A 15124-nucleotide genomic window follows, 5' to 3' on the forward strand; every position below is an offset into this window, starting at 1 on the left:
GCTAGACCGATGTACTTCGTCGGCCTGGACCTCGCGTGGGGTGAGCGCAAGCCAACGGGCGTCGCCGTCGTCGACGACGACGGCCGGTTGGTCTACGTCGGCGTTGCGCAGGACGACGCCAGCATCAGGGCGGCGATCGCGCCGTACGTCGAGGACGACTGCCTGGTGGCCTTCGACGCGCCGCTCGTCGTGACCAATCCGACTGGTCAGCGGCCCAGCGAGGCGGCGCTCAACCGCGACTTCGCAAAGTTCGAAGCCGGCGCGCATCCCACCAACACCGGTAAGCCCGAGTTCGCCGGCATACCGCGGGCGGCCCGCATCGCCAGCGCGCTGGACCTCGACATCGACCCGAATTCTTCGTCGCCGCGGCGGGCCGTCGAGGTGTATCCGCATCCGGCGACGGTGGTGCTGTTCCGGCTTGGCCGGACGTTGAAGTACAAGTCGAAGCCGGGTCGCAGCGTCGCTCAGTTGCGGTCCGAATTACTGCGGCTGCTGGATCTGATCGGGACGCTTGCCCAGGCGACGCCGCCGTTGCGGGTCACCGACGACGAAGGCTGGATCGCACTTCGGCACGCGGTGGAGACCGCCGAGCGCAAGAGCGACCTGCGCAGGGCCGAAGATCCCGTCGACGCGGTGCTGTGCGCCTACGTCGCGCTGTTCGCCACCCGCAGGCCCGGGGACGTGACGGTTTACGGTGACGCCGAGACGGGGGCGACCATCACCCCGACGCTGCCACCCGACCTGGTCCCGGCGCCGCAAGAGCCGACTCCGGGTGCGGTGCGCGACGCCATCACGGAGTACGCGGCCCGACGGCCGGCGCTCGTCGGAGCCACCGACCGCTACCTCCATCTGGTCACGACGCTGCTCGACGACGCAGGCATCAACTATCTGAACGTGACGGCGCGGACCAAGAGTGTGGCGTCCTTCGCGGAGAAGGCCGACCGCAGCGTGGACGGCCGACGCCTCTACACCGATCCGCTCTCCGAGCTCACCGACCAGATTGGGCTGCGGGTCATCACGTTCCTGCGTGACGACGTCACCACCGTCGCCAACCTGCTGGCCGAGGAGATGCAGCTCCTCGACGATCGCGACATGGGTCAGGAGACAGCACGTGAGGGCCGATGGGGTTATGCCAGCAGGCATCTCGTGGTCGCCGTCGAGGGTGAGCAGCAGCCCGCGTCCATCCAGGTGCGAACGGTGTTGCAGCACGCGTGGGCCGAGTTCGAGCACGACATCCGCTACAAGGGCTCCATCCCCGAGGAGGACGCCCCCGATCTGGACCGGCGGTTCACCCTCGCGGCGGGGTTGTTGGAGTTGGCCGACCGGGAGTTCTCCGCCATCCGCGAGCGCCTGAAGAGTTCGCCACCTGCGGCGCGGTCCGAGCAGTCCGACGATCCGCGCATCGGCACCCCGGTGCTGGCGACCTATCTGGGCAACCGCTTCCCCGACGCGGGCTGGTCGCGTACCGAGCACTACGCGTGGATCTCGGGACTCCTGCTGGAACTCGGGATCGACTCGCTCGACGAACTCGACGAGTTGCTCGCCGGCCTCGACACCGACGCGGTCAACGAGAAGATGGACTACCGCTACCCAGCCGGTGCGGTGCGCCGGCTCGACGACGCTCTGCTGGCTCGTTACGGCGACCGCTACGTGGGCCTCACCGGCAACGCGCACCGGGTCGCTCAGCTCCAGGCTCGGCTCGAGAAGCTGACGGCTGCAAGCTGATTCAGGGTTTGCGGGCGATGATGACGTCCACCGGATGCGGCAGGACGCCGGGATGACCGGGCACGGAGATGTCGCGAAGGTAGCCGAGTAGGCGCTCGCGTGCAACGGGTTCCAGCGCGCGCGAGCGGGCCCCGATCAGGAAGTCGAGAACGGCTTCACCCCGTCCGAGCGGGTCGACGAGTGCGTCGCGGACGTCGAGGCGCCCCACGATCGTCTCGGTGCGAACGGACACGCCACGACGATCGAACTCGGCATGGACGTCTTCGGCGAACCAGGGCGTGCGTCCGGACCATGGACAGAGCATCTCGGTGAGGACGCACAGCGGCTCTAGCGGGGCGACGGCGGCCACCAGCAACCCGCCCGACCTGAGCAGGGTGAAGCCGTGATCCAGTGCTGCGGCGAGCTTTTCGACGTAGTAGAGCGAGTGCACGAAGTGCACCAGATCGGCGGGATGGCCGACATCGTGGTCGGCGAAGTCGCCGATGACGATGGTGGGGACGAGGGATTGCAGGCCAAGGGAATTCAGTCGTTCGGCGAATCCCGCGGCCGACGCCGCATGCGGTTCGACGCCGGTGTATCGCACTCGGCGCCCGCCTGCCGCCAGCGCGGCGGCCAACGGAGCGTCGACGCTTCCGTCGCCGACCCCGACGCCGACGACCCGTACCGGATCACGATCGGCAAGCATCGGAGGCAGCTCCGTGGCGAGCCATTTCTGCAGGCCGGGGCGTTGATCGCTGGCCGCCTCGTACACGGCGTGGGTGTGGGCGTACCGCTCGTTCGTCAACGCCGGAAGTGCCGGCTGTTCCAGGACGCTGTCCCGCAGGCCTACCAAGGGCACGGGTAGCCCGATCAGTGTCATGTGGTCCCAGTGTCCCTGCAAAAGCGGCCCGAACGGCACGATCGTCCAAGACGACACCGTTGCGTAAGAATCGGTCGTCGAGATCCGTGGTTGGCTTGGTCGGTGACCCGACCCGACACCGCCCAGCGCAGTCTCGACCATTGGAGTGAGGCCGGACGGGCGGAAATGCAGGCGTTCTACGCCCTCGCCACGGAGGATTACCGACAGCTTGCCGGCGCTCGCGACTGGAAGGCCGACCTCGCGGCACATGCCGTCGACGGGCGCGTGAAACTACTGGACGTGGCGTGCGGCAGTGGCAAGTTTCCCACCGCACTAGTCGCGTCGGGACTCGCCGCGCAGCCGGTGCTGGAGGTGGATCTGCTCGACCCGTCGGCCTTCAGCATCGCCGAGGCACGCACGGCTCTCGCCCCGCCGTTCGTCGCGGCCGGGGAGCACGAGGTCCTGCTCCAAGAATTCTCCGGCACGGGTTACGACGTCGCCTGGGCCACCCACGCGCTCTACGCGCTGCCGCCCGGCGAGCTGGCCGCGGGAGTGACGAAAATGGTTGGCGCTCTTCGTGCCGGTGGGTTCGGCGTGGTCGCGCAGGCGTCGTCGCGCTCGCACTACCTGACCTTCTACGACGCCTATCGGGCGTCGTTCGCACCCGAGGCCACGCCGTACACCGACGCCGAGGGGGTGACCGCAGCACTTCGCGACGCCGGGGCACCGGTCGAGGTTCAGGTGCTGAACTACCGCACCGGGACGTCCGACCGGGCCGTCGCCGAGGGTTTCCTGCAGCGCTGCGCGTTCGACGACACGGTGACACTGGACCAGATGGAGGGCAGTGCCGCGCTCGGCGAATACCTCGCCGGCTGCCGGGGGCCGGACGGCGCCTACGAGTTCCAGCACGAAGCGCACCTGATCACTTGGCAGCAGCCATGATTCGCAACCCGCACCTGTCCGACACCACTGCCGCCGGCACCGCGTCCGACGTCGCCGTCGAGTGGGACCGGGGCAACGACCAGTGGTGGGATTGGTACATGTCGCTGGCGGACGGCCCCGCCCCCGACGGGCCGCTTGTCGACCCGCAGGCCCACGACCCGGGGCCGTTGCCGTCCGACGACGAGATCGCGGCCGAACTCGCCGTGGCCTATCCACTCACCGATGCCCAGATCGACGAGTTCCGCACCGACGCGTTCGTCAAGCTGCCCGGCGTGCTCAGTCCCGGCGCGGTGCAGCGCCTTCGAATGAGGTTGCGTACCTTGCTCGACGAGGCCGTCGACCCCGAGGTCGGCTTCCAGAGTCGCGAAATGATGTGGCTCGACGACGATTTGGTGCGCGCCGCGGTGTTGTCACCGCGCATCGGCGGCATCAGCGCCGCCCTGCTCGGGACGGAGCGGGTGCGGCTCTATCACGACAACGCGCTGTCGAAGGAACCCGGCGCGGGGCGCACGCCGTGGCATTTCGACGCCCATCACTTTCCCCTTGACTCCCCCGACGTGTTGACGGCGTGGATTCCGTTGCAGCCCACTCCGCGCGAGATGGGCCCGTTGGCCTTCGCCCGCGGCGCCGACGTCGGGAACTTGGTGGCGGATCTCGAATTCGACAAACACGGCACGTCCTATGACCGTGGGGTGTCGGAAGTCTTTCGGGCCCAAGCCGTTCAGGTCGAGGACGGACCGTTTGCCGCGGGCGAGGTCAGCTTCCACGGCGCCAACTGCTTCCACACCGCCGGGGCCAACCGCACCACCAAGGCCCGGGTCGTGCTGGCCAACACCTACTTCGCCGACGGCACCCGCGTCGTACCGAGCCCCACCATGGTGAGTGGCGACTGGCGCAAGTTCATTCCGGGAGCCGAGCCCGGACAGGTGGTGGCCAGCCCGCGCAACCCGCTGTTGGAGCCCTGCGTCGCGTAGCTACTTCGGGCCGGAGTCCAGTTCTTCGACGTCTATCATTCGCGTCGACTTGATGCCGACGGCGCGGTTGATGGCCACGGTCAGCCCGAACAGCAGGACGCCGAGGATGACCAGCGCGATCGCCAGCACGTACTGCTGCAGCGGCCGACCGGACAGTGGCAAAACCAGGTAGGCCGAGGCGACGAAGCCCACCCACGGCAGCCAGGTCGGGGTCTTGAAGTGATTGCCGTCGGATTTGACGTCCTTGCGCAGCACCAGAACTGCGATGTTCACCACCGCGAACACCGCCAGCAACAGCAGCGACGTGGTGCCGCCGAGGGTCGAGATGGCCTTGTCGTTGGCGAAGGCCGTGACGTAGAGGATCAGCCCGAACGCGATCGAGGTGGTGAACACGATGGCCACCCACGGGGTCCGGCGCGAGGGGTGCACGGTCCCCAACACCGGCGGCAACACGTGCTGCTTGGCCATGCCGTAGATCAACCGGCTTGCCATCAACATGTTGATCAACGCGGTGTTCGCGACGGCGAACATCGAGATGAAGGGCAGGATCTTCTCGATCGGCATACCGGGCGCCCCGGCCTTGACCACCTCGACGAGCGGCGTCTCGCTGGCCTCGAGCGTGCCGACCGGGACCAGCGCCACCGCCACGATGGCGACCACGATGTAGACGACGCCCGCGATGCCGAGTCCGGTCAAGAGAATCTTCGGGAAGATCTTGACCGGATCCTTGGTCTCCTCGGCCATGTTGACCGAGTCCTCGAAGCCGACCATCGCGAAGAACGCGAGCGACGTGGCCGTGGTGACGGCGAGGAACGCGTTCTTGTCCTCGGCGGTGTCGAAGGCGATCACCCGCGAGAAGTCGACGGTGTCACCGCCCTGGGTGAACGCCCAGAAGCCGACGAAGATCACCAGCATCAGGCCGGTGATCTCGACGATGGTCAGCACCACGTTCAGCTTCACGCTCTCGCCGACGCCTCGCAGGTTGACGGCGGCGACCATCACCATGAACAGCAGGGCGACGGCAACGATTCCGGCTGTGCCCCAATCGAATCCGAAGCCCTTGAAGAAGTTGGACGCGAAGAACCGCGACGCCGTGGCCGCCGAGGTGATGCCCGAGCACATCACGATGAACGCGACGAGGAACGTGACGAAGTGAATGCCGAACGCCTTGTGCGCATACAGCGCCGCACCAGCCGCCTGCGGATACTTGGTGACCAACTCCAGGTAGCTGAACGCGGTCAGCATCGCGATCATGAAGGCGACGAGGAAGGGCAGCCACGCGGCGCCACCCACCTCGGCCGCCACGTCTCCGGTCAGCGCGTAGACACCGGTGCCGAGGATGTCACCGATGATGAAGAGAAGCAGCAGACCGGGGCCCATCACCCGTTTCAGTTCAGGTTGCTCCTCGACCGCTGCTTGCGTCATGACGCCTCCCTGATAGTCCGCTGTCAATCAGGGTTAACCATTGCAGGAAGAGTTCAAGCCTGCAGCGCAATCCAACTTCGCGGCGTGTCCGTCATCTCCGAGACCGCGTCGAGGAACCGGGCGACCGCGGCGGCATCCTGCGTCCGTTGCCACCCGAACGTCGTCGGCCGCTGGGCCCTGTCGTGCCAGAAGTGCGGCGACTGCGACGACGGCCGGGTCGCCACCAGCCAGACCGCCGTGTCCCCGCCGTCGGCCGGGTCGCGAAGGATCGGCCCGGTGAGTCTCTGGAACGTCGGAAGGGCTTCGGCGACACCGGGGGTCTTCGCCCATCCGGGATGCATGCTCTCCACGCGCACGTCGCTCGTCGCCAGTCGCCGGGCCCAGGCGTCGGCCAGCACCACCTGCATGCGCTTGGTCTTGGCGTAGACCCGAACCCCGTCGTAATCGCCGCGGGTCGACTCGATGTCGCCGGTGGACAGCGGCGCGCTGTACATCCCTCCCGAGGAGACGAAGACGATCGACGCCCCACCTGCGTTGCGCAGCAGCGGAAGCAATCGTTCGGTCATCACCTGCGGACCCAGCACGTGGCACGCGAGTTGCAGCTCGTGCCCCTGGGGCGTCTCGTCGCGTCGCTTCGGCATGGCGCCCGCGTTGTGCACCAGTCCGTGGAGGGCGTCGACGCGCCCGGACAGGTCGTCGGTCCACGCCCGGACGGTGTCGAGATCACCTACGTCGCACACCTCGTCGATCACGACCGAACCTGGTACGGCACCGCGGATCACGTCCGCCGAGCGCTTGACCTTGTCCGGGTTGCGGCCGAGAAGGTGCACGGTGGCGCCCAATTCGGCGAACGACGTCGCCATCGCCTCGCCCAGACCGGAGGTGGCACCCGTGACGACGACGCGCTTGCCTGCCATCGACGACGGTGCCGGGTCCGCGGGCCACCAGAGCCTGCGCACGCCCGACCCGATCTTCGAGTAGCCGAGGAGGACGGATCGGTCGAGAGCGGCGTCGAGGACACCGGTGACGGACATGTCACCGACCGTACTCAGCCGAAGGGCGCGAGCACGTCGATGACGTCGACGAGCGTTGCGCGAGCGGCAGCCCTCGGCCCGTCCCCGACCCCGACGAGGGACGCGACGACCGCACCGTCGACCGCGCACACCAGCGCCGTCATCAGCTCGGCCCGCACCGATCGCCCCGACCGCTCCACCACTTCGACGACGGCCTGCGTCCGCTGCTTCATGATGCGACGCTGGACGTCGCGCAGCCCGGGTTGGCGCGCACAGGCGATGTAACGCTCGTAGCGGGAGATCAACTGCTCCGAGACCCGGGTGCCGGGTCCGTCGCCGACCAAGAGGTCGACGAGGACGTCGGCCGTCGATTCGGCGCCGCGTTTGCGCCGCGACAGCGCCGCGACGCGGGTGTCCAAGGTCTCGGCTTCGCGCGTTCCGACATGTTCGACGGCCCGCTCGACGAGGTCGTCGAGGGACGAGAAGTAGTACGTCGTCGAGGCCAACGGCAGCCCGGCTCGGCGGGCGACGGCACGATGCCGGACGGCGTCGAAGCCACCTTCGCACAGCAGATCAGCGGCCGCGCTGACCAGCGCGTACCGTCGTCTCTCACCCTTGGGGGTGACCGCTGCCGTCACGTGTTGCATGCTGCCAGCCACGGCCCGCCGACATAGGGCTTTCGGCCAACTGCAAGGCTCTCCACAGGAAAGGCAGGGCGCGCGCACAGTCGCGTAGAACCCACCCGTCACATGCGTCCCGCAAGTGCTCGTCCCAGGCCGCCGATGGCATGATGGCCCGCATGCCAGACCTGAGCCGTCGCGCCATTCTGCGACTCGGCGTCGGTGCCGCGGCGGGAGCCGCGGGCGCGTACGCACTCGACACGATGCTGAGCCAAGCGCCCGTCACCCGGCCGCCCGTCGCCATGACCGGCATCGGCGCGCCGCTGGCGCCGCCGCGACCGCCGCTACCCCTCGAGCCGCCGGCGGCAGCTCCCACCTACGTCACCGGATCGTTCGTCTCGGCAGCCCGTGGCGGGGTGTCGACCAACTGGGCGATCGCCCGGCCACCGGGCCAGACCGGACCGCTGCGGCCGGTGATCGCACTGCACGGGAAGGGCCAGGATGCGGCGGGCGTGATGGCAGGCGGCGTCGAGCAGGGCCTCGCGCAAGCCGTCGCGGCTGGCATCCCGCCGTTCGCCGTCGTCGCCGTCGACGGAGGCGGGAGTTACTGGCATTCACGGACTTCCGGCGAGGATTCCGGTGCGATGGTGCTCAACGAGCTGATTCCGATGCTGGGCGAGCAGGGCTTGGACATATCGCGGGTCGGTTTCCTCGGCTGGTCGATGGGCGGGTACGGCGCCCTGCTGCTGGGGTCCCGGCTCGGTCCGGCCCGCACGGCCGCGATCTGCGCGGTAAGCCCGGCACTGTGGACGTCCTCGGGTGCGACGGCCCCCGGCGCATTCGACGGCGAGGCCGACTACGCCGCGAACAGCGTGTGGGGTCTGCCGAATCTGGCGTCGATTCCGATCAGAATCGACTGCGGCGACAGCGATCCGTTCTACGCCGCCACCAAACAGTTCATCGGGCAGCTGCCCAACCCGCCCGCGGGTGGGTTCTCCCCCGGCGGCCATGACGGCGAGTTCTGGAGCTCGCAGCTTCCAGCCGAAATCGCTTGGATGGCACCGCTTCTCGTCGCTTAGACGACGACTCGCCCCTCGGCGGCCGCCAACCCGATGTCGGTGCGGAAGTGCCCGCCAGGCAGCCGAACCCCTTCCATGACGGCGTAGGCCGCCTCGCGCGCCGCGGCGAGGTCGGCACCCGTGCCCACCACCGACAGCACCCGCCCGCCCGACGAGACCACGGCGCCGTCGTCACGCCTGGCGGTACCCGCGTGTAGCACGCCCGGCCCTTCCGAGCCCGTGATGACGTCGCCGACGCGAGGGCGCCCCGGGTAGTTCTCGGCGGCCAGCACGACCGTCACGGCGGCCCCGTCACTCCACTGCAGCGCTGGTTGCGCGGCGAGTTCACCGACGGCGGCGGCGCGCAGCAACTGCCCGAACGGGCTCTCGAGGAGCGCAAGTACCGCCTGGGTCTCGGGATCGCCGAAGCGGCAGTTGAATTCGACGACGGCCGGGCCTCGGGAGGTGATCGCCAAGCCGGCGTACAGCAGGCCGGAGAACGGACAGCCCCGCGCGACCATCTCGGCGGCAACGGGTTTCACGACGTCGTCGACGATGCTCGCGAGGACGTCGGCGGGCAGCCACGGCAACGGCGTGTACGCGCCCATGCCTCCGGTGTTGGGTCCGGCGTCGCCGTCGCCGACGCGCTTGAAGTCCTGCGCGGGCAACAGTGGCACGACGGTCTCACCGTCGACGACGCAGAATAGCGAGACCTCGGGGCCGTCCAGGAACGATTCGAGCAGCACGGGATGCCCGGAATCCAGCAGGCTCGCCGCGTGCGCGCGGGCGTCGAGGCGGTCCGCCGTCACCACCACGCCCTTTCCGGCCGCCAGGCCGTCGTCCTTGACCACCCAGGCGTGATCGCCGGCGGGCGGGCCGAAGCGGTCGAGCGCGGCGTCCAGCCGGGCGGGGTTGTCCACGATCTCGCTTCGCGCGGTGCGCACGCCCGCGGCATCCATTACGTCCTTCGCGAAGGACTTGGCGCCTTCGATGCGGGCGGCGTCCTTCGACGGCCCGAAGCAGACGATGCCGGCCGCTCGGACCGCATCGGCGACGCCGAGGACCAGCGGAACCTCGGGTCCGACCACGACGAGGTCGGCCTCGAACCGCTTGGCCAGTTTCACGACGTCGTCCCCGGAGGTCACGTCGACGTCGTATTGCTCGGCGATCGCCGCCGTGCCCGCGTTGCCGGGGGCCACGGCGAGCGCGTCCACCTCGGGATCGCGACGCAGCGCCAGCAGCAGCGCATGTTCACGGGCACCGGATCCGATCACGAGGACTCGCACGGTCGTCACCCTAAACCTTCGAATCCGGCCATACACTTCCCGATGCGGTGTATGGTCTGCAACATGGCGACGATGCATGACGGCTGCCCCTTCGGAGCGGACAGTGATTCCCCCCGAGTCGCTTCGCTCCTACCCCCGGGGTATGACTTCACCGATCCCGACGTCCTGCTCCGGGGTATCCCGGTCACGGAATTCGCAGAACTCCGCAAGACCGCCCCCGTGTGGTGGAACGAGCAGCAGGAGTCGATCTTCGACGACGGCGGCTACTGGGTGATCAGCCGCCACGAGGACATCAAGTCCATCTCCCGCAACGGCGACCTGTGGTCGACCAACCGCAAGGGCGCGGTGATGCGACTGCCCGACGGCGTGACCGCCGAGCAGCTGGACCTGACCAAGGCGCTGCTGATCAACCACGACGCCCCCGAGCACACCCGACTGCGCAAGATCGTGTCGCGCCTGTTCACGCCCCGGTCGGTGGCCGCGCTGGAGGAGAAGCTCGCCGTCGCCGCCCGCGAGATCGTGGCCGAGGCCGCCGCGAAGGACGGCGGCAACTTCGTCGACGACATCGCCACCAAGTTGCCGCTGCTGGCCATCGCCGACCTGATCGGCGTCCCGGAGGCCGACCGCGAGAAGCTGTTCCACTGGACCAACTGCATCATGAACACCGACGATCCGGACTTCGACTCCGATCCGACGATGGCCAACGCGGAACTGATGGGTTACGCCTACAACATGGCCGAGGAGCGCAGGCGCTGCCCGGCCGACGACATCGTCACCCGGCTAGTGCAAGCCGACATCGACGGTAACGCCATGGACGACATCGAATTCGCCTTCTTCGTCATCCTGCTGGCCGTGGCGGGCAACGAGACGACCCGCAACGCCATGACGCACGGCATGAACGCATTCTTCGACAACCCGGACCAGTGGGAGCTCTTCAAGAGGGACCGGCCCGCCACGGCGGTCGACGAGATCGTCAGATGGGCCACCCCGGTGCACTGTTTCCAGCGGACGGCTCTGGCCGACGTGGAGTTCGGCGACGTGACCATCAAGGAAGGTCAACGGGCCGGCCTCTTCTACAGCTCGGCCAACTTCGACGAGTCGGTGTTCGAGCGCCCCTTCGAGTTCGACGTGACGCGTAACCCCAATCCGCACTTGGCCTTCGGCGGCAACGGCGCACACTTCTGCATCGGAGCCAACCTGGCTCGGATGGAAATCAAGCTGATCTTCAACGAGCTTGCCGACCAGATTCCAGACATCTCCAAAGTGGCCGAGCCGCAACGGCTTCGATCCGGCTGGATCAACGGCGTCAAGGAACTGTCGGTCGCCTACCAGGGCTGAGTCGAGGTCCGGCTACGATTTCCGCCGTGCGTACCCACGGATGGTCGGGATCGGCCCCCGCGACCGACGACGAGGCCGTGGCGAGGATCCTGGACGCCGCGAGCAAGGCCGTCGACGAACGCGGCGCCGACGTCAGCATTGCCGACGTCGCGCGCACCCTCGGCGTGACACGGCAGACCGTGTACCGGTACTTCGCCAGCACCGAAGCGCTTCTGGTGGCGGCCGCCGTCCACGCCGCCGACGACTTCCTCGACCGGCTGGCCGAACATCTTCGCGGCCTCACCGACCCGGTCGACGCCGTCACCGAGGCCATCGCCACCGCATTGGAGTGGCTGCCCAAGGACAAGCACATCGGTCTGCTGATCGCACCGGGTCGCGCCGACGAGCACACGGCATCCGTCACCTCGGACGTCGCACTGCAATTCGCGAACGCCATGCTGCGGCGGTTCGACGTCGACTGGGCTGCGCTGGGGTTCACCGACGACGGACTCGACGAACTCGCCGAGCATCTGCTGCGGATCATCCAGTCGTTCATCCTCGACCCCGGCCGCCCGCCACGGACGGGTGAGGCCCTTCGCGAGTACTTGAGGCGCTGGGTGGGTTCGGCCGTTACGGCCGGGTGACTATACGACGGTCAGCGGCAACGACTTTCGCTCCTGGAACACCCAGTTCGCGCCGCCGCTGAACCTGGTAACGGCCACCTCGCCGAGTTCCTTGGCCGGCGTGTCGGTTTCGATCACGCGCACGGTCCAGTCCGATTCGGTGCCGGAGACCTCGGCCCGCAGGTGCGGGTCGACGGCCTGCACGATGGCCTGCAGCGGCAGGTCGGCAACCGGTGACACCAGCGAAATCCAGGAGCCGTCCTCGTAGGCGGGCGAGCGGCGGACGTGGACGAACTCCGGGTCGACGTCGGCCGACACGTAGGCCGCCGGATTCAGCAGCGGATGCAGTTGGAGAACGCGCAGCGCACCCTTGACGTCGCGCGACAGGCCCAACGCGCGGTGAATGCGCTCGGCGGCCACGCCGGCAATCCCGATCAGCTGCTTGGTGCGAACCGAGCGGGCCAGTGCCGCATCATCCTTGGCGCGCTTCTCCACGGCGATGGTGAAGGACTTCACCAGCAGGTGCATCTGTATGCACACCTCGTCGGCGATCCGAACCAGCGCCGAGTGGGAGAACGCACCGAAGTCGACGTCGGCGAGCAGCTCCCCCGAATAGTCGCCCATCCCTTCGTCGTTCGGGTCTATCGGATCGAGTTCGATCGAGTGGGCTTGAGTGGCACCCACGATGTCCATCGCCGGGATGAATGGCACCTCCGGGTAGGACTCGTCGATGATGACGGTCCAGCGGCAGTGCGGATGTTGATCCGATGACGCCCTGGGCGGACGGTGGACCGGGCGGACCTGCGCCTTGCGGTTGGTGGCCAACGCGGTGGCATCGAAGGTGGGGTCCTCGATGTCGTGGCACATGCCCTTGACGTAGTCCTCGCCCATCGGCTCGACGTCGAGCAACGCCCCACAGTGGTCGAGGTGGAACTCGCCGTGCCAGCGGTCGTGCACGGTGTAGCGGAAGTCCATGAACTGCGGCGGCGCTCCGATGTCCAGCTGCAGCCCCTTGAACAACGTGAAGATGTCGGTGCCCTCGTACTTCAGCGCCTTCTGCATCCGCCTCGTGTAGAGCGGACTGGACGCCGCCCACTCCTCGATGGCGATCTGCAACATCTCGTCGCGTCCCCACGCGCTGATGCAATGCGCCATTCCCGACCGGTCGATGAGCTGACCGATCAACAACAGCTCGGGCACCAGGGTGGCGAGCTCCTCGCGCGACAGCGCGGCATACCTACTCATCATCGAGCGTCTTCCCCGTGCTCATCTTGACCGCGGACTTCACATTCGCCTTCTTGTCCTCACCGGTACCCGCTTCGGCCGCCTTCTTCCGCTTGCCTGCGACCTTGCCGACCACCCCGTTCAGGCCGGCGCCCCTCGGGAACCCGACGTACTGGGTGAGGAAGATCGCCATCTCCTTGAGCTCCTCCTCGGTCAGCTCACCGTTGGCCAGCGCGGCGTTGACCTGAATCTCCGCCAGACCCTGCTCACCGAGCGCGGTCACGACGGCGAGCGTCATCAGCCGCTTGTCCCGCATCGACAAGCCCGGCCGCGTCCAGATGCTGCCGAAGAGATGGTCGACGGTGAGGTCGAAGAAGGCGTCGCCCTCGATGTTCGGCATCTCCCACGAATACACCTCGTTCATCTTCTCGAGGCCCTTGCGGCGCAATTCGTCCATCGTCTAGCTCCTCTCGTGCGGCACGCCGAGGCCGTCGGCCAGGTCTCGCAACGCGATCTCGGCCAGCGGCAGGTCGAGCCCGGAAGCCTCACCAAGTCCCAGGGCCAACCGCAGATCCTTCTCGGCCAGCCCGCGGGTGTGCATGAACATGTCGTACAGGAAGTGGTCGGCGGGCAGTGGCAAGGTGTCGTCGCGAACCATGATGGCGCCCGGTCCGCCGCTTTGGGCGTCGCTGTGCCGTACCACCCGGCCGAGCTTCTGCAGGTCGATGCCCGAGGCCGCCGCCAACTTCTGCGCCTCGCAGGCGGCGGCGAACCCGATGAACGTCAACATGTTGCGCGCCAGCTTCATTCGCGTTCCCGCGCCGGGCTCCCCCGCCCGGACGACCATCGACGCCCACTGCTTGAACACGGGCTTGACGCGTTCGTACGCTTCGTCGTCGGCGCCGACCATGACGGCCAGCTCGCCCTTCTCCGCCGCGCCAGCACCACCGCTGACGGGGGCGTCCACGACGTGAATTCCCTTGGGCCGCAGCGCCTCGGCGAGTTCGGCCGCGGTGTCCGGCTCGATGGTGGAGTGGATCGCGATGACGGTGCCCGGCTTCGCGTGCTCGGCCAGTTCGGCGACGACGTCACGAACCTGCGCGTCGGTGAGCACGGTGACGCTGATGACGTCGGCCCCCGCAACTCCGGCCACGTCGTCAGCAAGGCTTGCCCCGAGTTCGACGAGCGGCGTCATCGACTCGGTACGCACGTCGAACACCGTCAACCCGCCGGGCCATTCGACGAGACGCTTGGCCATCGGCGCGCCCTGATTTCCGAGGCCGATGTAGCCCAGCTTCAACTCCGTCATCGGATGATCTGGCCGCCGTCGACGTTGAAGATCTGTCCGGTCACCCACTTGGCCTGGTCCGACAGCAGGAACAGGCACATCCCGGTCAGGTCGTCCACCTCGCCCATGCGGGACAACGGGATGCCCTTGACGATGTCGGCCACCATCTCCTGCGGCGTCGTGGTCCGGTTGGCCTCGGTGTCGATGGGCCCCGGCGCGATGGCGTTGACGCGGATGTTCTGGCCGCCGAGCTCGGTGGCCAGCTGCTGGGTCAGGCTGTTGACACCGGCCTTCGCCAGCCCGTAGAAGTTCGAGTACAGCCACGCCGCGGTCGAGGACTGGTTGACGATCGCGCCGCCACCACGCTTGGCCATCTTCCGGTACACCGCGCGGGTGCACACCAGCGCACCGTCGAGGTTCACGCTCATGAACTTCTTGTAATAGTCCCAGTCGACGGTGATCAAGAAGTCGAGCTTCATCCCACCGAAGATCGCGGCGTTGTTGACCAGGTAGTCGATCCCACCGAACTCCGAAAGCGTCTGCGCCGCCATCTCCTTGGCCGAGTCGACATCGGATACGTCGACTCGCACCGCCAGCGCGTTGCCGCCCTCGCCCTTGATGCCATCGGCGACCTTCTGGGCACCCTCGAGGTTGAGGTCGGCGACGACGACGGCCGCGCCCTCGCGGGCCAGTGCCTCCGCATACGCCTGCCCGATGCCGCCGCCGGCACCGGTGACGATGGCAACCTTCTCGCTGAACTGATCTCCGTACAGACCCATCTCAATCCTTCC

At 67.8% G+C, this 15124-nt stretch carries 15 protein-coding genes; 6 read left to right on the plus strand and 9 right to left on the minus strand.

The features are described 5' to 3' along the window. Positions 1-9: 9 nt before the first annotated feature. The gene (gene relZ, locus B1790_RS16415) at positions 10-1725 is read left to right on the plus strand and encodes a bifunctional ribonuclease/(p)ppGpp synthase (protein WP_079924334.1); all 1716 of its coding nucleotides are present in this window, start codon (positions 10-12) and stop codon (positions 1723-1725) included. 1 nt (position 1726) lies between these two features. Here relZ and B1790_RS16420 read toward each other — a convergent pair whose 3' ends face one another. Beyond that, positions 1727-2584: a methyltransferase gene (locus B1790_RS16420; protein WP_142271340.1), complete on the minus strand. Its 858-nt coding sequence runs from the start codon at positions 2582-2584 to the stop codon at positions 1727-1729. Between the two features lie 102 nt (positions 2585-2686). Between B1790_RS16420 and B1790_RS16425 the strand changes: the two genes are divergently transcribed. Continuing rightward, a complete protein-coding gene (locus tag B1790_RS16425; RefSeq protein WP_142271341.1) occupies positions 2687-3505 on the plus strand; it encodes a class I SAM-dependent methyltransferase in 819 nt (272 codons plus the stop codon). Further along, positions 3502-4479: a phytanoyl-CoA dioxygenase family protein gene (locus B1790_RS16430; RefSeq protein ID WP_079924337.1), complete on the plus strand. Its 978-nt coding sequence runs from the start codon at positions 3502-3504 to the stop codon at positions 4477-4479. The genes B1790_RS16425 and B1790_RS16430 overlap by 4 nt, the downstream gene beginning before the upstream one ends. On the opposite strand, the gene B1790_RS16435 is transcribed toward B1790_RS16430, so the two are convergent. Genes B1790_RS16435 through B1790_RS16445 form a run of 3 tightly spaced genes read right to left on the minus strand, consistent with a single transcriptional unit; the run spans position 4480 to position 7564 of the window. After that, positions 4480-5904, minus strand: coding sequence for an APC family permease (locus B1790_RS16435; protein WP_079924338.1), 1425 nt, complete (start codon positions 5902-5904; stop codon positions 4480-4482). It abuts the gene before it with no gap. A gap of 53 nt (positions 5905-5957) precedes the next feature. After that, the gene (locus B1790_RS16440; RefSeq protein ID WP_079924339.1) at positions 5958-6938 is read right to left on the minus strand and encodes an SDR family NAD(P)-dependent oxidoreductase; all 981 of its coding nucleotides are present in this window, start codon (positions 6936-6938) and stop codon (positions 5958-5960) included. A 14-nt stretch (positions 6939-6952) separates the two neighbouring features. Beyond that, entirely contained in the window at positions 6953-7564 is a 612-nt protein-coding gene (locus B1790_RS16445; RefSeq protein ID WP_079924340.1) for a TetR/AcrR family transcriptional regulator, read from the minus strand. 140 nt (positions 7565-7704) lie between these two features. Between B1790_RS16445 and B1790_RS16450 the strand changes: the two genes are divergently transcribed. Then, positions 7705-8616 (plus strand): alpha/beta hydrolase family protein, encoded by a 912-nt coding sequence (locus tag B1790_RS16450; protein WP_079924341.1) that lies wholly within the window; start codon positions 7705-7707, stop codon positions 8614-8616. On the opposite strand, the gene purD is transcribed toward B1790_RS16450, so the two are convergent. After that, a complete protein-coding gene (gene purD / locus B1790_RS16455; protein ID WP_079924426.1) occupies positions 8613-9881 on the minus strand; it encodes a phosphoribosylamine--glycine ligase in 1269 nt (422 codons plus the stop codon). The two genes, B1790_RS16450 and purD, sit on opposite strands and share 4 nt — an antisense overlap. Positions 9882-9944: 63 nt before the next feature. Between purD and B1790_RS16460 the strand changes: the two genes are divergently transcribed. Both B1790_RS16460 and B1790_RS16465 read left to right on the plus strand, forming a co-directional pair. After that, positions 9945-11219, plus strand: coding sequence for a cytochrome P450 (locus B1790_RS16460; protein WP_079924427.1), 1275 nt, complete (start codon positions 9945-9947; stop codon positions 11217-11219). A gap of 26 nt (positions 11220-11245) precedes the next feature. Beyond that, positions 11246-11842: a TetR/AcrR family transcriptional regulator gene (locus B1790_RS16465; protein ID WP_079924342.1), complete on the plus strand. Its 597-nt coding sequence runs from the start codon at positions 11246-11248 to the stop codon at positions 11840-11842. Here the strand turns inward: B1790_RS16465 and B1790_RS16470 are convergent, their stop codons facing one another. Genes B1790_RS16470 through B1790_RS16485 form a run of 4 tightly spaced genes read right to left on the minus strand, consistent with a single transcriptional unit; the run spans position 11843 to position 15112 of the window. Continuing rightward, positions 11843-13069: a hypothetical protein gene (locus B1790_RS16470; RefSeq protein ID WP_079924343.1), complete on the minus strand. Its 1227-nt coding sequence runs from the start codon at positions 13067-13069 to the stop codon at positions 11843-11845. After that, a complete protein-coding gene (locus B1790_RS16475) occupies positions 13059-13502 on the minus strand; it encodes a carboxymuconolactone decarboxylase family protein (RefSeq protein WP_079924344.1) in 444 nt (147 codons plus the stop codon). Before B1790_RS16475 ends, B1790_RS16470 begins: the two co-directional genes overlap by 11 nt. 3 nt (positions 13503-13505) lie before the next feature. Beyond that, positions 13506-14354 (minus strand): NAD(P)-dependent oxidoreductase, encoded by an 849-nt coding sequence (locus B1790_RS16480; RefSeq protein WP_079924345.1) that lies wholly within the window; start codon positions 14352-14354, stop codon positions 13506-13508. After that, positions 14351-15112: an SDR family oxidoreductase gene (locus B1790_RS16485; RefSeq protein WP_079924346.1), complete on the minus strand. Its 762-nt coding sequence runs from the start codon at positions 15110-15112 to the stop codon at positions 14351-14353. The genes B1790_RS16480 and B1790_RS16485 overlap by 4 nt, the downstream gene beginning before the upstream one ends. Positions 15113-15124 lie beyond the last annotated feature (12 nt).

Source organism: Mycobacterium sp. AT1 (assembly GCF_002043095.1).
Lineage (GTDB): Bacteria > Actinomycetota > Actinomycetes > Mycobacteriales > Mycobacteriaceae > Mycobacterium.

What these genes read in the sequence shown, in the direction of transcription:
- B1790_RS16485 (WP_079924346.1), bottom strand. Translation starts at nt 15,112, where the DNA reads ATGGGTCTGTACGGAGATCAGTTCAGCGAGAAGGTTGCCATCGTCACC.
- B1790_RS16470 (WP_079924343.1), bottom strand. Translation starts at nt 13,069, where the DNA reads ATGATGAGTAGGTATGCCGCGCTGTCGCGCGAGGAGCTCGCCACCCTG.
- B1790_RS16420 (WP_142271340.1), bottom strand. Translation starts at nt 2,584, where the DNA reads ATGACACTGATCGGGCTACCCGTGCCCTTGGTAGGCCTGCGGGACAGC.
- B1790_RS16445 (WP_079924340.1), bottom strand. Translation starts at nt 7,564, where the DNA reads ATGCAACACGTGACGGCAGCGGTCACCCCCAAGGGTGAGAGACGACGG.
- B1790_RS16440 (WP_079924339.1), bottom strand. Translation starts at nt 6,938, where the DNA reads ATGTCCGTCACCGGTGTCCTCGACGCCGCTCTCGACCGATCCGTCCTC.
- B1790_RS16480 (WP_079924345.1), bottom strand. Translation starts at nt 14,354, where the DNA reads ATGACGGAGTTGAAGCTGGGCTACATCGGCCTCGGAAATCAGGGCGCG.
- B1790_RS16435 (WP_079924338.1), bottom strand. Translation starts at nt 5,904, where the DNA reads ATGACGCAAGCAGCGGTCGAGGAGCAACCTGAACTGAAACGGGTGATG.
- B1790_RS16475 (WP_079924344.1), bottom strand. Translation starts at nt 13,502, where the DNA reads ATGGACGAATTGCGCCGCAAGGGCCTCGAGAAGATGAACGAGGTGTAT.
- B1790_RS16450 (WP_079924341.1), top strand. Translation starts at nt 7,705, where the DNA reads ATGATGGCCCGCATGCCAGACCTGAGCCGTCGCGCCATTCTGCGACTC.
- B1790_RS16460 (WP_079924427.1), top strand. Translation starts at nt 9,945, where the DNA reads ATGGCGACGATGCATGACGGCTGCCCCTTCGGAGCGGACAGTGATTCC.
- relZ (WP_079924334.1), top strand. Translation starts at nt 10, where the DNA reads ATGTACTTCGTCGGCCTGGACCTCGCGTGGGGTGAGCGCAAGCCAACG.
- B1790_RS16430 (WP_079924337.1), top strand. Translation starts at nt 3,502, where the DNA reads ATGATTCGCAACCCGCACCTGTCCGACACCACTGCCGCCGGCACCGCG.